At 35.2% G+C, this 16,372-nt stretch carries 15 protein-coding genes; 1 reads left to right on the top strand and 14 read right to left on the bottom strand.

The features are described 5' to 3' along the window. Nucleotides 1–179: 179 nt before the first annotated feature. Both MWU65_RS06600 and MWU65_RS06595 read right to left on the bottom strand, forming a co-directional pair. Complete coding sequence (locus MWU65_RS06600) at nucleotides 180–1,187, bottom strand: zinc-binding alcohol dehydrogenase family protein (protein WP_247076394.1); 1,008 nt, start codon at nucleotides 1,185–1,187, stop codon at nucleotides 180–182. Between the two features lie 27 nt (nucleotides 1,188–1,214). Beyond that, nucleotides 1,215–1,889 (bottom strand): NAD(P)H-dependent oxidoreductase, encoded by a 675-nt coding sequence (locus MWU65_RS06595; protein WP_247076393.1) that lies wholly within the window; start codon nucleotides 1,887–1,889, stop codon nucleotides 1,215–1,217. 245 nt (nucleotides 1,890–2,134) lie between these two features. Between MWU65_RS06595 and MWU65_RS06590 the strand changes: the two genes are divergently transcribed. Further along, entirely contained in the window at nucleotides 2,135–2,479 is a 345-nt protein-coding gene (locus MWU65_RS06590) for a helix-turn-helix domain-containing protein (protein ID WP_247076392.1), read from the top strand. A 129-nt stretch (nucleotides 2,480–2,608) separates the two neighbouring features. Here the strand turns inward: MWU65_RS06590 and MWU65_RS06585 are convergent, their stop codons facing one another. The 12 genes from MWU65_RS06585 to MWU65_RS06530 all read right to left on the bottom strand — a co-directional run bounded on the left by MWU65_RS06585 (nucleotide 2,609) and on the right by MWU65_RS06530 (nucleotide 15,764). Next, nucleotides 2,609–3,199: a DUF6515 family protein gene (locus tag MWU65_RS06585; RefSeq protein WP_247076391.1), complete on the bottom strand. Its 591-nt coding sequence runs from the start codon at nucleotides 3,197–3,199 to the stop codon at nucleotides 2,609–2,611. A gap of 360 nt (nucleotides 3,200–3,559) precedes the next feature. Next, a complete protein-coding gene (locus tag MWU65_RS06580) occupies nucleotides 3,560–4,288 on the bottom strand; it encodes a LytTR family DNA-binding domain-containing protein (RefSeq protein ID WP_247076390.1) in 729 nt (242 codons plus the stop codon). Between the two features lie 76 nt (nucleotides 4,289–4,364). Then, complete coding sequence (locus MWU65_RS06575) at nucleotides 4,365–5,393, bottom strand: hypothetical protein (RefSeq protein ID WP_247076389.1); 1,029 nt, start codon at nucleotides 5,391–5,393, stop codon at nucleotides 4,365–4,367. A gap of 60 nt (nucleotides 5,394–5,453) precedes the next feature. Next, entirely contained in the window at nucleotides 5,454–6,767 is a 1,314-nt protein-coding gene (locus MWU65_RS06570; RefSeq protein WP_247076388.1) for a YHYH protein, read from the bottom strand. 49 nt (nucleotides 6,768–6,816) lie between these two features. After that, complete coding sequence (locus MWU65_RS06565) at nucleotides 6,817–8,616, bottom strand: ABC transporter ATP-binding protein (RefSeq protein ID WP_247076387.1); 1,800 nt, start codon at nucleotides 8,614–8,616, stop codon at nucleotides 6,817–6,819. Nucleotides 8,617–8,720: 104 nt separating this feature from the next. Then, the gene (locus tag MWU65_RS06560; protein WP_247076386.1) at nucleotides 8,721–9,764 is read right to left on the bottom strand and encodes a histidine kinase; all 1,044 of its coding nucleotides are present in this window, start codon (nucleotides 9,762–9,764) and stop codon (nucleotides 8,721–8,723) included. A gap of 7 nt (nucleotides 9,765–9,771) precedes the next feature. Continuing rightward, complete coding sequence (locus MWU65_RS06555; RefSeq protein WP_247076385.1) at nucleotides 9,772–10,992, bottom strand: ABC transporter permease; 1,221 nt, start codon at nucleotides 10,990–10,992, stop codon at nucleotides 9,772–9,774. Nucleotides 10,993–10,994: 2 nt separating this feature from the next. After that, nucleotides 10,995–11,738: an ABC transporter ATP-binding protein gene (locus MWU65_RS06550; protein WP_247076384.1), complete on the bottom strand. Its 744-nt coding sequence runs from the start codon at nucleotides 11,736–11,738 to the stop codon at nucleotides 10,995–10,997. Nucleotides 11,739–11,744: 6 nt separating this feature from the next. Then, the gene (locus MWU65_RS06545) at nucleotides 11,745–12,953 is read right to left on the bottom strand and encodes an efflux RND transporter periplasmic adaptor subunit (protein ID WP_247076383.1); all 1,209 of its coding nucleotides are present in this window, start codon (nucleotides 12,951–12,953) and stop codon (nucleotides 11,745–11,747) included. An 11-nt stretch (nucleotides 12,954–12,964) separates the two neighbouring features. Then, entirely contained in the window at nucleotides 12,965–14,296 is a 1,332-nt protein-coding gene (locus MWU65_RS06540; protein WP_247076382.1) for a TolC family protein, read from the bottom strand. A 330-nt stretch (nucleotides 14,297–14,626) separates the two neighbouring features. Continuing rightward, entirely contained in the window at nucleotides 14,627–14,971 is a 345-nt protein-coding gene (locus MWU65_RS06535; RefSeq protein WP_348646027.1) for a redoxin family protein, read from the bottom strand. Nucleotides 14,972–15,011: 40 nt separating this feature from the next. Further along, nucleotides 15,012–15,764: a hypothetical protein gene (locus MWU65_RS06530; protein ID WP_247076380.1), complete on the bottom strand. Its 753-nt coding sequence runs from the start codon at nucleotides 15,762–15,764 to the stop codon at nucleotides 15,012–15,014. Nucleotides 15,765–16,372 lie beyond the last annotated feature (608 nt).

The following is a 16,372-nucleotide window of genomic DNA, read 5'->3' as shown; positions in this document are numbered from 1 at the left end:
TTCTCGATACTAATTTCTCGTGCCTCAAAATTCACTCGAAGTGACAATTGTTTTTATTTTGATTGGATTGCATTTCAATAAAAACACTCGAAGTGATATATTATTAAAAATTCAACTTCATCTAGACTTCTCGATACAAATTTCTCGTTCCTCGAAATTCACTCGAAGTGACAACTGGGTTAAAATCCTTCTAAAACAATTTTACCTTTGGCTTTTCCTGTTTCTAAGAAAGCATGAGCTTTACGAAGGTTTTCTGCATTTATAATTCCGAAATTCTCCCCTAACGTGGTTTTAATGGTTCCGTTGTCAATTAGCGTAGATACTTCGTTTAAAATGTTGTGTTGCGCTAGCATGTCTTCTGTCTGAAACATAGAACGCGTAAACATAAATTCGATATGCGTGGAAACCGATTTTGCTTTAAAAGGCATGACGTTAAACAATTTTGGATCGTCAATAAACCCAAATTTACCTTGTGGTTTAATGAGTTTAACGATCTCATCTGCATGTTGCTCTGTTCCGTTTAAACTCACTACGTAATCTGGTTCAGGAAGCTTGAATTTCTCTAATTCTTCACTTAATTTATTTCTGTGGTTTATTACAGAATCTGCCCCCAATTCTGTTAACCAGGCAGTAGTTTCTTCCCGAGAAGCAGTTCCAATAATATTCAGTTTTGTTAGCTTTTTAGCCAATTGTACCAAAATAGATCCAACGCCTCCAGCAGCACCAATTACTAAAATTGATTTGCTAGCATTGTCTTTTGAAACCTGTAATCGATCAAATAACATTTCGTAAGCCGTAAGTGAAGTTAACGGTAAAGCTGCAGCTTCCGCATACGACAAACGAGAAGGTTTTTTACCAACAATCCGTTCGTCTACAACTTGGTATTGCGCATAACTTCCTTGACGAGTAAAATCTCCTGCATACCAAACTTCGTCACCAACTTTAAACAAAGAGACATCCTCTCCAATTTCTTTTACAATTCCGGTAGCATCCCATCCAATCACTTTCCAATCGTTTCCTTCTACTGGCATTCCCGCACGTACTTTGTAATCTGCTGGATTTACAGAAATGGCTTTTATTTCTACTAAAATATCTTTTCCAGTGGCTTTTGGCGTGTTTAATTCTATGTCTTGGAGCGACTTAACATCTTCAATTGGAAGATTCTCTTTATATCCTATTGCTTTCATTTTGTGTGTTTTTTAGATTAGAAATGCTTACTTAAAGGTAACGATATCTTCAAAGTTTCGTCTCGATTTCCCAAATTCAGGATCTGTTTTTCGATACCCAAAGGCAGCCATAAATGACAGGCCGTATTTATCAGTATCCACTCCAAATTTTTCTTTTAATAAGGCTTCTGCTTTTTCTTGATGAAACCCTTCAATGGGGCAACTATCAATTCCTGTTAAAGCAGCAGCCGTCATCATATTACCTAAAGCGATGTAGGTTTGTTTGGCAGACCAATCGAATAATTTTTTATCGGTATCTAAATCGAAATCACGCTCTTGAAACTCTCTGTAAAATGTAGAATACATTTCAATAACCTCTTCTGGTAATTGTTTTACATCTTTCATCATGTGCATAATGTAATCTGCATCGTGTTTTACCATTGGTGCTTTCATACTTAAACCCAATACAAAATGACTTGCAGTATCTAATTTTAAGGGTGCTCCCCACGCAACAGGTTTTAATAACTCACGCAACTCCTTGTCTTGAACTACAATAAAATGCCAAGGCTCAAAACCAAACGAACTTGGTGATAGATTGGCTGTTTTTAAGATGAAATTTATGTCTTCATCTGAAACCTTTTTAGTCGCATCAAATTCTTTAGTTGCATGTCTAAAATTAAAGGCATTTAAGATGTCTTCTTTTGCAATGTTTGGTGTATTCATTTGTTTGTTTTTTTTTGTTGTATGGTTTGTACTATAATTTTTATAGTGACAAAAGTAAGTATAGGAATTAGAACTGGCAATAACGGTCAAAAAGGATAGTATAAATAAAATCTTATAAATTCCTAATAATCAGTTAATTGAATATAAAATAAAATACTATAAAAAGTATAGTTGTGTAATTTAATATAGTAGTATATCTTTGTACCATCAGTAAACAGGAATAGTATCACTTTTTAAATTACAATATGTATCAATTTAAAGGAAAAGAATACCCGTGTTGTGCTAGTTTAACCATGGGGATCATTGGAGGGAAATGGAAGACCGTCATTTTATTTCATTTAATAGATGGCACATTGCGATACAATGAACTAAGGAAGGAAATGCCAACTGTTACAGAGCGCACTTTAAGCTTACAGTTAAAGACTTTGGAAGAAGATGGCATTGTAAAACGGAAAGTATATACGTCTAAACCTCCATTAAAAGTAGAGTATTCGTTAACCGATTTGGGAAAAACATTAATTCCGGTAATTAAAGCTATTGCAGATTGGGGCGTTTTTCTTGTTGGCGAAAAAGGAGAAACTGCGGCATAAAAATAGTATTAATTCGATAGTCACTTTCCATATTATTCTGAGAAATTACAATAAATAGGCGAATTTTAGGCAACAAAAAAAGGAGGATTAGTATATTACTATCCTCCTTTTTCATGACGAACTCAATTTTTAATTCATTTCAATAATACCAACTACTTCATACGCTCTTGTGTTATTTATTTGTACTTTTTCATAGAGTATATTTGCATACTCATAATAGGTTTGTCCATTGATAATTACTTTTTCATAATCCCCTGGAAGCTCATAAACAACGGTACCTACTTCTGGATCTACCACTTCGTATTCGTGATTAACTTGTGTGTAAAATATACCATCCACGTTATAATAATTGTGGTTGTTAGAACGTACTCGTTTATAATTTGCCGGTAACACGTTTATTCTAAAACCAACCTTTGGAGCTATCACAATATAACTTCCTCTAGATTGGGTATAATATTTATTATTAGCGTAGTAATAGTTTTGTCCTCTATGTTGAATAACGGTTCTGTTTGGTACAGTTCTAACTGAAACCACTTTCTTTGTTGGCGTTTTATAGGTAACTCTAGTGCTAGGTACTCTGCTGTTTACAGCACTTCTTTTTGTTGTCTTTGTTACTACTGTATTCTCTTTGGTAGTACGTCTTGTTTGTGCGGTAGCTTGTGTTGTAAAAGCAACTAAAAGTACTGCAGGTATCAGGTATGATTTTAATAATGTTTTCATAATTTCTAATTTTAAAGTTATACTTCGGTTTACTACAATGACTCTACTTTGTATTAATACTATAAATGTATTTTTAAAAGGACTAGAAAGAAAAGAAAATAGACAGTCTCCTAATTTGTATCTACAAACTAGATTAGTATAACTACCAGGTTACGGCTATCTATACAAACTCTTCTTTGTTGGAAACAAAAAAAGGCACACCCATAGGTATACCTTGCCTTGAAACGAATTGAGTTTTTTAGGTTCTTAATCCCAAAAAACCGGTGATTACGCTTAGCTTTACGCTTGCATTGCCATCTGCATAGAACACATTAAAATTGTAGGCCCTAATCTTAGAGCCACTATAGCTAAGCGTACCTTTTAGAGAGAGTTATTGTTAATATATGCAAAGAAGCTAGGCTTGTATTGCTCCGAAATGGTAATGCGCTGATTATTAATAATGATTTGACTCCGCTCTATCACCTCAATATTTTTCAAAGACACAATAAAGGACCTGTGTACGCGTAAGAATTGCGTTTCAGGTAATTCTTCTTGCAGTGATTTTAAGCTCATTAAGGTTAAAATAGGTTTCGGGTTGTCCTTTAACCATATTTTGATATAGTCTTTTAAGCCCTCAAAATACAAAACATCCGCTAATTTAATACGCAACTGCTTGTATTCCGATTTTACAAAAAGGAATTCTTTTGCTTCGGAAACTAGGTTTTGCTGCTTTCCTTTGCTTAGCGAAAACCAAGTACTCGCTTTGTTAGCCGCCGCCAAAAACTCAGCATAATCAAACGGTTTTAGTAAATAATCTAAAGCATCTACTTTAAAACCTTCTAAAGCGTACTGATCAAAGGCTGTGGTGAAAATCACCCGCGTTTCTTTGGGTAACATTTTAGACAACTCAAGCCCTGTTAAATCGGGCATCTGAATATCTAAAAACAACAAATCTACCGCTTCGTTTTTAACAAACTCCATGGCTTCAATAGCGCTACTACACTTTTGTTTTAGCTCTAAAAAGGGAGTTTTCTCCACATAACTTTCAACCAAATTAAGCGCCATAGGCTCATCGTCTACAATAACACAACTAATTTTAATAGTACTCATACTTTGGATAATTTCTAATTATTTAAGGTTTCCAGTTTTTGGATATTCCTCTTTTTAACTTCGGTATTGGTATTCCTTATTCTACGGTATAGCGAACAATAACCTCATTGTCTAAAACCACATTGGTAGACCAAATAAATTTAGCATCCTTTGAACTGTCGTCAAAAATAGTTGTAAAATTGGTGTACGATGGTTTGTTATCTACTCCAATAGTAGCGTTGGTATACTCCGTGGCATTGGGCCATTCACTATCATCAAATTCGTTAGTCTGCCAATTGGAAGGCAGCTTCCAATGCAGGGCATAATACGCCTTTCCATCGTCTGAAGCTTCGGTTTTACAATTATCTGATAAGCGTAGGCTTCCTTTTTCAGATACACACGACAAATCTATTAGTGGTGCTGTATAAAATGTTTGCGCTTTCCATTTGGCATTGGTAGTTGCTACAATTTCATTTTTCGCATCTTTAAAAACAGCAACCAAGCCACCATCACCTGCATGGTGTGCATTACCTCTATTACTCTCCGTTCCTACACCACTATTTTCTTCCCAATCTACAAGTTTCATAGCGATTGTAAAGGGACGTTGCACTTTAAAACGAGCAATATTAGAATTGAATTGTGTAAAAGGAACATTGTCTTTTGCTACTGGATTCCCGTTGATGTACATTTCAAAATAGTTATCTGCAAATACAAAAGCGGTAATTACCTCTCCGTCTGCATCAATTTCTATGATGTCTGATCCGTCTAAAGCAGCTAAGGCGGCTGTTGCGGAACTGTACTCAACCTTAGTACACTGATTGTACAAATCCGATGCAAAAGGAAAACTAGCATCTGTAAAATTTACTTCAGCAGGAACCGTCCAAACCGTACCATCTAGTGCTGTAGAGGTACCCATAGGTGCTTTTCTACCTCTTTCACACTCAAATAGATTATCAGTTTCTACTTTTGCTAGACCCTGGGATACAGAAGCAGTACCCTTATAGGTTTCATAAGCTGATTTATGTGTTACTTCAGAATTGGTTTGTGCTGTTTTCTTGCCATTGTTGCACCCTAAAAGCGTAAGAAGGGAAAAAGCAATGATAGGAAGTCTGTTTTTAATTTTCATGATTGTCATCTAATTTGTGTCTACAAATGAAAAGTAGGGGTATTAAAAATTTTGAATGCTTCATTTGTGTCTCGGTTTATAGGTTTCAATTGTTGATGTGCCCTCTGAGTTTACAAATTGATAGGTATAAGTATCTTCGCTATCCCAACTATAATTTATGATATATTCTTTTGCATCTAATTGATAGGTTAAGGCATAGGAATTAGTGTTTGTCTTTTTAAAACCTACAATTTCAGCGCCTCTTAACGGTCTTAATGCCGGGCGTAATTCTTGTGTTCTAGGTTGCGGATAAACTTGATTTTCTGGTGCTTTTGTTTTTGGGTCTAATTGTACTTCTCCCCGCATTGCTGCAATAAAATAAGGGTAATTTTTAATGGTGTGGTATTGGTAAGATCCATCGGCATTCATTGTCCCTAAATATTTGTCCAAGGTAGCTGTTGTTTCACCATAAACAGGAAAGCCATCAACCGCATAAGCAATAGGGTTTCCGGCACCTACTTGTTCTTGCAAATGCAAGGGTGGTAAATGGTAATGATAATCATCTGCCCGTCCACAATGTCCGCCCCAATGATCTAATTCTCCAATAGCATTAGCATCTTCTCCCCTATTATTCAATGGGTTAAAAATAGGAATTCCATTTACAGCAACAGCAATGGCCCCTTTTAACAAATTGGTTTTCGTAGATAAGGGATGTACTGCCATTTTTGGATGCGTAGGTATGGCCCAACTATTGGTACCTGAGTAATTCTGATTGATAGGAACTTGCTGTTGCCAGTTTGTTATACCCACCATCATATTGTGATCTGGTAAACCATTTGATGATATATACAGATAGTTTTCGTCTGAATGTGTTTTAACACCTTTAAATTTTTCAAAAAGTGATTGCATAAAGCTAACATCATTTTGCGGAAGGTTCAGCGTGGGTTTTTTGGAGGTTGTTGTGTTTTTACAGGAAACAAATACGAGCAACCCAATACCGAGAAATCCGTAACTTAGATGTACTAGTTTTCTTTGTTTTGTCAATTGAAAAATGGAGAAGATTAGGAACAGAAAACCCATAAGGATCAGGGCTGTATTATAATTTAAAAACAAAGTATTTGTTGAACTACTATTCAATGCATGAATGAGTTCGTTTCTTGTTGTAATATACTTTTGGTCTGCAACAGAAAAATCTGAAATAAGATAGGCTTTCGCCGTATGATTGCCTTGCATTAACCATACCTGATCATTTTCAACTTTAATAAAATCGCCTGCTATGATTTCATTGGTTGGTTGTATTGTCCATTGTTTTAATAGGGTACCATGCCCCCCTTCATGCGCAGAAATGGGACCCAAGGAAAAGACGATAAGAATAATTAAAATTGAATGTTTCATAGTCTTTCGTTTTGTTATTTAGGGTTGGTATTCATTTAAAATTAAAATTTTATTCCTTTAAGGTATTTTTAATTTTATCGATATTTAAGCTATTGGCCATCGCATTAAAAATTTTATAATAGGCACTCTCATTGTCATACAATGCTTCATGTGTACCTTGTTCCATTACCTTTCCTTTTTCTAAAACAATAACATTTTCGGCATCTATTATTTGAGAAATACTATGGGAAATAACGATTACTGTTCGCCCTTTTTTTATGCCATCTAAACTTTTTTTAATTTTTTCTGTAGCTACTGCATCCAAACTTGCAGTAGGTTCATCAAGGAAAATAATAGGAGGATTTTTTAAAAACAATCGAGCTATAGAAACACGCTGTTGTTGACCTCCCGAGAGTAACGTTGCTTTTGAATTATAGCCATCTGGCAATTGAATAATTTGTGCATGGATATAGGCTTGTTTTGCTGCGGCTACAATCTCTTTCTCTGTAGCATCTTCCTTTCCATAAAGGATGTTTTCTCTAATACTTCCATTAAAGATATGATTTTTTTGTAGTACCAATCCTATATTGGCGCGTAACCAATGCGTATCGTACTCTTGTAAATCAATTCCATCTAAAAGTATTTTACCAGAAGTTGGGGCATAGAATTTATCTAACAAATTAATTACTGTGCTTTTACCAGCTCCACTTAAACCAACCAGGGCATTTATGGTATTGGGTTTAATAACCATGGAAACATCATAAAGGGCTTTTGTTCCGTTAGGATACGCAAAATCTACATTTTTAACCTCAAAAGTACCTGTAACTTTTTTAGGAATATAGGTTCCGCTTAATTCTGTTTCGTCATCTGCTTCCATAATCTCAAAAAAGGCATCAGAATATATTATCGCATCTTGTACTTCATCATAGATGCGATGTAATTGTTGTATGGGGGCCGATACATTGTTAAACAATAAAATATGAAACATTATAGCGCCAATAGTCATACTTCCATTTAAAACAAAATAAGCGGTTAATATGATAATAATAACGACTCCAAATTGTTCTGTAAATTTCTTTAGTCCGTCAAATAAGAAGCTTAATTTTCTTGTTTGCAATTGATTTTCAGTCATGTCTAACTGAATTGCTTCATGCTTGTTACTTTCAAAATCTTCTCTTGTAAAAGATTTTATAACGGTTATGGAATTTATTAAACTAATGATACCATTATTTTTTGTCTCTCTATATTTTCTCATGGTTCGTCTAAAGCCTTTTAGCTTTTTAGCCTGCAGGCTGCTGATGTAGAAAAAAAGCGGAATAATTGCAAGACTTACAAACCCAACATATATATTGGCGTTAAACATGATAATTAAAGCGACAACCGCATTAAAGAATAAAGGTAATATATCAATAAAGAAGTTTTTTACTAACTGAGTAAGGCTTGATACCCCCAAATCTATTCTAGTTTGTAATTTGCCACTTTCATTCGTTGGAGAGCTATAAAAAGCCATTTTATAGGTCAATATTCGCTCTACAATATTTTGTGCAAAGTCCTTTGAAATGTAAATTTTCATTTTTTCTCCATAGAACTTTTGACCAAATTGTACCAATGCATAAATACCTTCCTTTAACAAAAGAATAATACTAATTGTAGTTAAGAGCGTAAAACCAGCTTCTACGGTTTTATTGGAATCACTTAAGGTCGTTAGTTCATCAACGGTGTAACGCAATACCAAGGCATTAACTTGTGCCAAAAATGAACCAATAATAGTTAGGACTAAGGATGCAATTACCAAATTTTTATACGGTTTTACATAGTTCCAAAGTTTTTTAAAAAGCTCTAAAAGAGTTTGCTTAGAGGCGTCCTTCATATATTAAAATTTAAACAAATCCTGATTTGGGAATTACAACACTTTAGTAATTTTAGATGAATTGGGTTTATCCTTTGCAATACCACTTAAAAAAAGCAGGAGCCTTATACGTCATCCGTTTCTATTTTTAAGCTTACTAGAAAGCGATCCTCTTTTAAACTAGTTTCAAAGCTAAATTTACCTGGATACAACAACTCCAATCGTTTTTCTAAATTTTTAAGTCCAATGCCAGAACCACTTTTATCGTTTGTCTTCTTGGGAAAATTGTTGTTTTCAACCGAAAATAAAACTGTTTTATTCTCAGTGCTCATCACGATGTTAATTTCGCTTTCTTTGGTGGCAGATACCCCATGTTTAAACGCATTTTCAATAAGCGAAATAAATAACAAAGGTGCAATTTCAATAGCTGTTTCTGTTCTTGGAAAATTGGATGTAACAACCGTTTTATCAGAAACCCTTAATTTCATTAAATCGATATACTTTTCAAGAAAATCAATTTCCTTCGTCAGTGGTACAACCGCTAAATTGGTTTCGTACAACATGTATCGCATCAGTTTACTTAAACTGTGAATAGACGTTTTAGCCTGATCTGGTGAAATGTCGACTAAGGAATAAATATTATTTAAGGAGTTAAAAAAGAAATGCGGTTGCAATTGATAGTGCAAATGCTGTAATTCTGATTTCAACTTAAAATTAGTAGCTTCTTTGCGTTCTGCTTCTGTTTTAACCCATCGTTTTGTAGATTTTAAAGCAATGGAAAAGAATAAAGGCGCTAAATAGGACAACAGTTGGATGTAGATAGCCATATTAAATGGTGGTCTAATTCTCTCTGTATTTTCACTGCGTTTTTTTATAATATTTTGAAAAAAATTATCTTCAATATATTCTTTTAAAAATAAGAACAAGACGATAATGACTGAATTTATGAGAATAAATACTATTGTTTTTTTAGGAAACAAAAAGCGATCTACTAATACAAAATAGTTAAAGTAAAAGATAATTACTGAAAAGAATAAAGGAATCCAAAAATGAGCAATAACTCTATTAATTTCTTGATCTTGTCCATACGATAGTAAGTAAGGCAAACACACTAATGTTAGCCAAACTAACACATGTGATAAGATTGTTATTGTTTTGTTTTTGTACATAATTTATTTACTCGTAACGCAAAGCGGTTATAGGGTCTAAAGCTGAAGCTTTCCGCGCTGGATACCATCCAAAAAAGATTCCTGTTACAGCACATACTGCAAAAGAGATGACAATAGAATACATCGCTACGCTTGTAGGCCAATTTAAGAATTTTTCGATAAACACCGTTGCTCCAAGCCCTAATAATACACCCAAAACACCACCAGTTATACTAATTAAAATGGCTTCTATTAAAAACTGCATTAAGATGTCGGACCCCTTTCCTCCTACTGCCATGCGCAATCCAATCTCTTTAGTTCGTTCTTTTACAGATACATACATGATATTCATAATGCCAATACCTCCAATTAATAAAGAAATACTAGCTACTGCAACTAATAGAATGGTCAGCATTTCGCTGGTAGAACTAAAGGTTGAAATTAACTCTTCCATAGAACGCACGGAAAAATCATCTGTATCATTATCGGTTAATTTGTGTTGTTCACGTAAAATTTTAGAGACTTCTATAACAGCATTTGGCGCTTCTTCCTCACTAATTGCAGATGAAATAATTTGATTTAAATGATTGATCGCTAAAATACGTTTTTGTACTGTTGTATAAGGTGCAATAACCACATCATCCTGGTCTTGGCCAAAGGTGTTTTCTCCTTTTTCTTCTAAAACACCAATGACTTTAAACGGAATATTATTAAAACGAATCATTTGCCCAACTGGATCTTGCCCATCAGAAAACACATTATCTACAACGGTTTGACCAATTACAGCAACTTTAGAAGCTGTTTGCACCTCTGCATCTGTAAACATACTCCCGCTTTGTAAGTCCACCACTTTAATGCTTAAATATTCAGGATTAACACCATAAATAGAGGATGGCCAGTTATTAGAACCGTTTATAACCTGACCTCTACCCTCTACCACTGGAGAACTATAACTTAACAGTGTAGACTGTGCTTTAATAGCTTCATAATCACTTAACGTAAGCGATTCCATAACACTTGCTTCTTGTCTTACACCGCCTCGAACATCAGCTCCTGCTTTTATAGTTATCATATTAGAACCCATTGCGGAAATGTTGGTGCGAATACTTTCTTTAGATCCTTCTCCTATAGCCAACATGGCAATTACAGAAGCCACACCAATGATGATGCCCAACATAGTTAGCAAGGTTCTCATTTTGTTAAGAACAATAGCTTTAAACGCGATTTTTAATAAATTTAATAGTCTCATAATTAATGGTCTTGTTTAGGTAATTTCGCTAATTCGTTTGCTGCAGACTGTATCGTATGATTTTTATAATCTTGCATAATTTCACCATCTTTTAATACAATGGTTCTACTGCTAAAGGTTGCAATATCTGGCTCGTGCGTTACAAAGGTGATGGTAATTCCTTGCTTGTTTAACTCTTGAAATAAGGACATGATCTCGTAAGAGGTGCGTGTGTCTAAGTTTCCTGTGGCTTCATCTGCTAGGATCATTACCGGATTGTTTACCAACGATCTGGCAATAGCCACCCGTTGTTGTTGTCCGCCAGAAAGTTGGGAAGGTGTATGTTGCAAACGATCCCCTAATCCTACTTTTTCTAATGCTTCAATAGCCCGTTTTCTGCGCTCTTCTGTAGATACATTGCTGTTGTATAACAACGGTAATTCTACGTTTTCAAGAGCAGATGTTCTCGCTAACAAATTATAGGATTGAAATATAAAACCAATCTTCTCGTTTCTAATGGTCGCTAATTCATTTCTACTGAGGTCTTTTACTCCTACGCCATCAATGTCATAAGTTCCTGAGGTGGGTTGGTCTAAGCATCCTAAAATATTTAGCATGGTACTTTTACCAGAACCACTAGACCCCATAATGGTTACAAATTCACCTTCTTTAATATCAAACGAAATACCTTTTAGCGCATGCACCGTTTCGGTTCCCATGACAAACTCTCGTTTTAAATCTTCTATTTTAATGATTGCTTTACTCATGGTTCTTTATTTTTTCTTGTTACCTCCTGGTCGTTGTGGCATAAAAGGACTTTCGCTTTTAGCTACAGCACTAACTTCTGATTTCGCAACAGCTTTTAAACTATATACAAGTTTTTCTCCTTCTGAAACACCACTTAATAGTTGCACATTTACACCATCACTTGCACCAAGTGTTACGGTTTTAGGAGTTATAGCTCCATTAGTTCCCAACACCCAAAGTGTGGTTCCTTCTCGAGATCTTTCGCTATTATTAGCCTCTAATTGATGTTGTGCATTATAGGTTACTAAGGTTTCTGTTTCCGGTTTAAAGTTAATGGCTTTGGCTTCCGCAGTTAGCACCTTATTCAACTCTAGGGTATAAATAGAAATGGTTGCTGTTAAGCCTGGTTTTAACTTTAAATCTGGATTATCTGCTTTAATTACAACTGTATACGTAACAACATTTGAAGTAACAGTTGGATCTAATCTTACCTGGGTAACCTCGCCTTCAAAGGTTTCCCCTATATAGGCATCCACCGTAAAAGTGACCCGTTGTCCTTCTTTTACCTGTCCTATATCAGCCTCATCTACGTCTGCTTCTACTTGCATTTCTTTTAAATCTTGTGCAATGGTAAACAGTGTTGGTGTGCTTAAACTAGCGGCTACGGTCTGCCCTTCATCTATAGCTCTAGACAAAACAACTCCGTCTATAGGCGAATAAATATTGGCATACCCTAAATTAGTTCGTGCTTGTTGTAAGTCTGAATACCGTTGTGTTGCCGTACCTTTTGCTGTTTGGTAATTGAATGCTGCCTCATCAAAATCAGATTTACTTATCACTTGATTATCGTATAAGGTTTTTTGTCGCTCGTAAATGGTTTGGGTGTAGTTTCTCTGACTTATTGCATTATCATAAGCTGCTTGTGACTGTGTTTTAGCCGCATTAAGATTGGTTTTGTCCAATTCAGCAATCAGCTGTCCTGCCTTTACAATACTGTTGAAGTCTACGTGTATTTTTTCTACGACCCCAGATACCTGTGTACCAACTTCTACCTGTGTTATGGGCTCTATGTTTCCTGTGGCTGTAACCATAGTGATTACGTTTGCTTTTTTAGCAGCTACTGTTTTTGCTTCAACAACGAGGGCATCATCTCCTTTTATAAATGAGTAGCCTACAATGGCAAGTACAACGATTATGATGCTGCCTATAATGATCTGTTTTTTATTTTTTTTCATGGTAGTATGTATTAAAGTTTGATAGTATTTCCTTGATAAAATTGTAATAATTGATGGTATAAAATATTGAGGTATTTGGCCTGTAAATAGTTTTGTTGGGCGTTGGTAAATGTGTTTTGGTTAATCACTAAATCGGTAGTGCTTAAATCACCTAACTCATATTTTTTTTGTGCCAGTTTGTACGATTGTTCAGCGGCATCTTTTGAGGCATCGGCTGCAATGACTTGTTCTTGTGCCGAAACTGCATTTTGAAAGGCCGTTTCTACTTTTTTATAGATATCTTTTTCTGTTTGCTGCTTTTGCAACTCCGCTTTTTCAATATTTATGGTGGCCGTTTGTACGGCTGCTTTGGTCTGATTTCTATTGAAAATTGGAATGTTTAAGGTCAACCCAAGACGCTGATTAAAATTCACATCAAACTGATCTGTAAACGTATTGTCATTGATACTTGTATAGCCAGAACCCATACTTCCTGTTAGGGAAAGCGTAGGTAAAAAGCCCCCTTTAGCAATCTCTAATTCCTTTTCATTTACGGCAATATTTAATTGACTTACCTGGATTTCTGGGAGATAATCCAAAGCTTTACTATACACGGCTACCTTATTGAGTTCCAGGTTTATCAAATCCATATTTTCATCAATGGTTTCAATTTCTAAATCGTCTAAAGGAGAAAGTTCCAAGAGTTGTTTTAGGGTTATGATGTATTGTTGGTAATTGTTTTTTGCAGCAATTAGATTGTAGTTGTTTGTGGCAGCCTGACTTTGGGCTTCGGTATAGTCGCTCAAGGCGATAGAACCAGCATCCAAACGCGCTTTAGCCCTACTTACCTCTTTTTCAGAAGCAGCTAAGTTACTTTCTGCAATAGCAATGTTTTCTTTACTAAAAAGGGTTTGTAAATAGGTTTCTAAAATAGTTAAAACAATGTTGTTTTTCTCTACCTCTTCCAAAAAGACACTTTGCTCTAAGCGCAGTTTGTTTTGTTTAATTTGATTGTTCAATTGATTTCCTTGAGACAGGGTCACCACACTATTTATACCCACATTAGTACTGTTAATCTGGTTGGTGACATAACTACTTGTAATCGGATCTATAGAGTTACCATTAGAAAAACTTTGAGTAGCACTACCAAATAGGTTTGGCAATCGAGCCGATTTGGCCCTGCTATAGTCTATTTCTGCATTGTTTGTACTTAGGATAGCCTCTTTGACGGTGATATTGTTTTCTAAGGCATAAACGATACAATCTTCTAACGACCATACTTTGGCCGATGTGGTGGTTACTGTATCTTGTGCCAAAGCAATCTGCACAAAGAAGAAACTGGCAAGGATGAGATATAATTTCATTTTTTGAATGTTTTTAAATTAACACTTCAAAGGTGGTATTCTAACTCATCTTACTCAAAGGCGATAGACGTTTGTAGGGATTGGCTATACCAAAGCCACTTATTTATCGATGAAAATTCAAGGATTCTTTAGGGGAGGAATTAAGGGTTAGTAAAATGGATTCACTTTAAAGACGTAGTACTTGTTTTTAGCGTATGCCGTTGGGGTCTATTCCTAAAAGTATATGGTCTGGGCAATAGCTATATCCCCAAAAAAAAAGCGGTTTCGAAGAGTATCGAAACCGCCTTGACGTCCTAGCATTACCTAGCCCGTTATACAATTAAAATAGAATTATTGAATGCGCTTTACTGGACACCCAATAGCCTTTGTGAAGTTAGGATTGGGTTTCTCCTTGTTTTCCAATGCTTCTATAGCATTTTCAATATAGTGTACCTTAACATTTTCAGGAGACTTGGCATTATCATCAAAAGTACCAATGTATTGAACCCTTTTTTCCTTGTCTAAAAGAAACACATGTGGAGTTCTTACAGCACCGTACTTTGGGGTTACTTTTTGACCTTCATCAGCTAAGTAAACAAAGGGAAACTTCTTTTCTTTGGCCCTTTGTTGCATGGCTTTAAAACTTTCTTTTTCATAGTGATCAAAGTAGCGTACAAGACTACTTTTTAATCTCAGTTCATTAGAAAAATCATGTTTGGCAGGGTTTCATTTTTTACTATTTCTTTTTATCATTTAAATGAAACCAAAAATCTATGGATGCTTGCTGTGTCGTTTCTCTACCTTGCTGTGATCCACCTCCGTTTCCAGCACCTCCACGGCCACCGCCACTTCCCCTAGAACGGCCACCTTGACCACCACCTTGTCTTCCACTCCTACCCATATTGGATTGTTGATTGTTTTCCTTTTCTGCTTGCTCGGTAGCAACAATGCCAATAGAAAGTTTTGAAAGATCTTCATTTTCCTTTACAATTTTGGAAGCAGGAATTTTTAAATGATATTCTAAAATTGGGCCCTCCTCTGTACTTTCTTCATAACTATAATTCATTGCGATACCCAAATTGTTTAAATCCAAATTAAAATCTTGAGATGAATCGTAGCTTGTATAGTTTGCCATTTTTGAAAGGTTTTCCAATATTTTATTGATATCTGGGCCATTTTGCTCCCCATTTGCGCTACGTTCGCCTCTTTCAGGTCTAGTTCCTTTTTCCAGACGCTCTTTTTTTACGGGGTATTGTATGCTTACATTTTTCTTTTTCTTCCCTTTTACATCAAAATATATGGTATAACCACGGTGAAGCATGGCTTGCATTGTCATTTTGAACTCTGTACGAAGTGTTAAATACACATTTTTACCATCAAAAATTGCTTTGTATTCAATATTATCTTCACTCCCTTTAAAAGTTGATTTATCCTGTGCACTAATAACAGTACAAATCAATAAATGTAGGATGGCTAATTTTAGTTTCATAGTTCTCGTTTTATTTCAGTCAAGTTAATAGTTCTTTTCCTTAGTCCTATATTTTCTTTAGCTACAAACACTCCTTTATCCATAAGACCTAACCGCTTTATCTGGAAATTATACTGTCTAAATCGTCTTGAGAAAAAGAAAACTGACAATGAATAAACCTGAAAGGTTGAGATCTAATTTTATTTTTTGAATGCATTGATGTAACCGCACAAAAATATAATTAGATCACATTGTACTAGAAACCAATAGACGTTTGAGGCAATTGTCTATACAAACCCTCTTTTTTTATCGACGAACTATTCTGGAATAAAAAAGGTACTGCATTCCACCAATTATTAGTCGGTGTAAGCATAAAATTATGGAAAAAGGATTTTTATACTGCCGTATTTCACTTCAGATTTCATTTTTTAAGCGATGTTCTGGGCTTGGGCATTGCAGGATTAAAATACAATAATAATTCAGGGCGTCTTTCTGGTATAAAGGCAAACAAAGGGGGATTATAGCACGCCTATTGCATTAAAATTGACTATCTTACAGAATCTGACATAGAGACATTACTAGTCTAGTACCTGTCGCTGATGCAATGAATTTCCCGTTGGAAAATATTC

The organism is Cellulophaga sp. F20128 (genome assembly GCF_023015805.1).
Classification (GTDB): Bacteria; Bacteroidota; Bacteroidia; order Flavobacteriales; family Flavobacteriaceae; genus Cellulophaga.
This window is presented reverse-complemented; position numbering and strand designations above follow the sequence as displayed.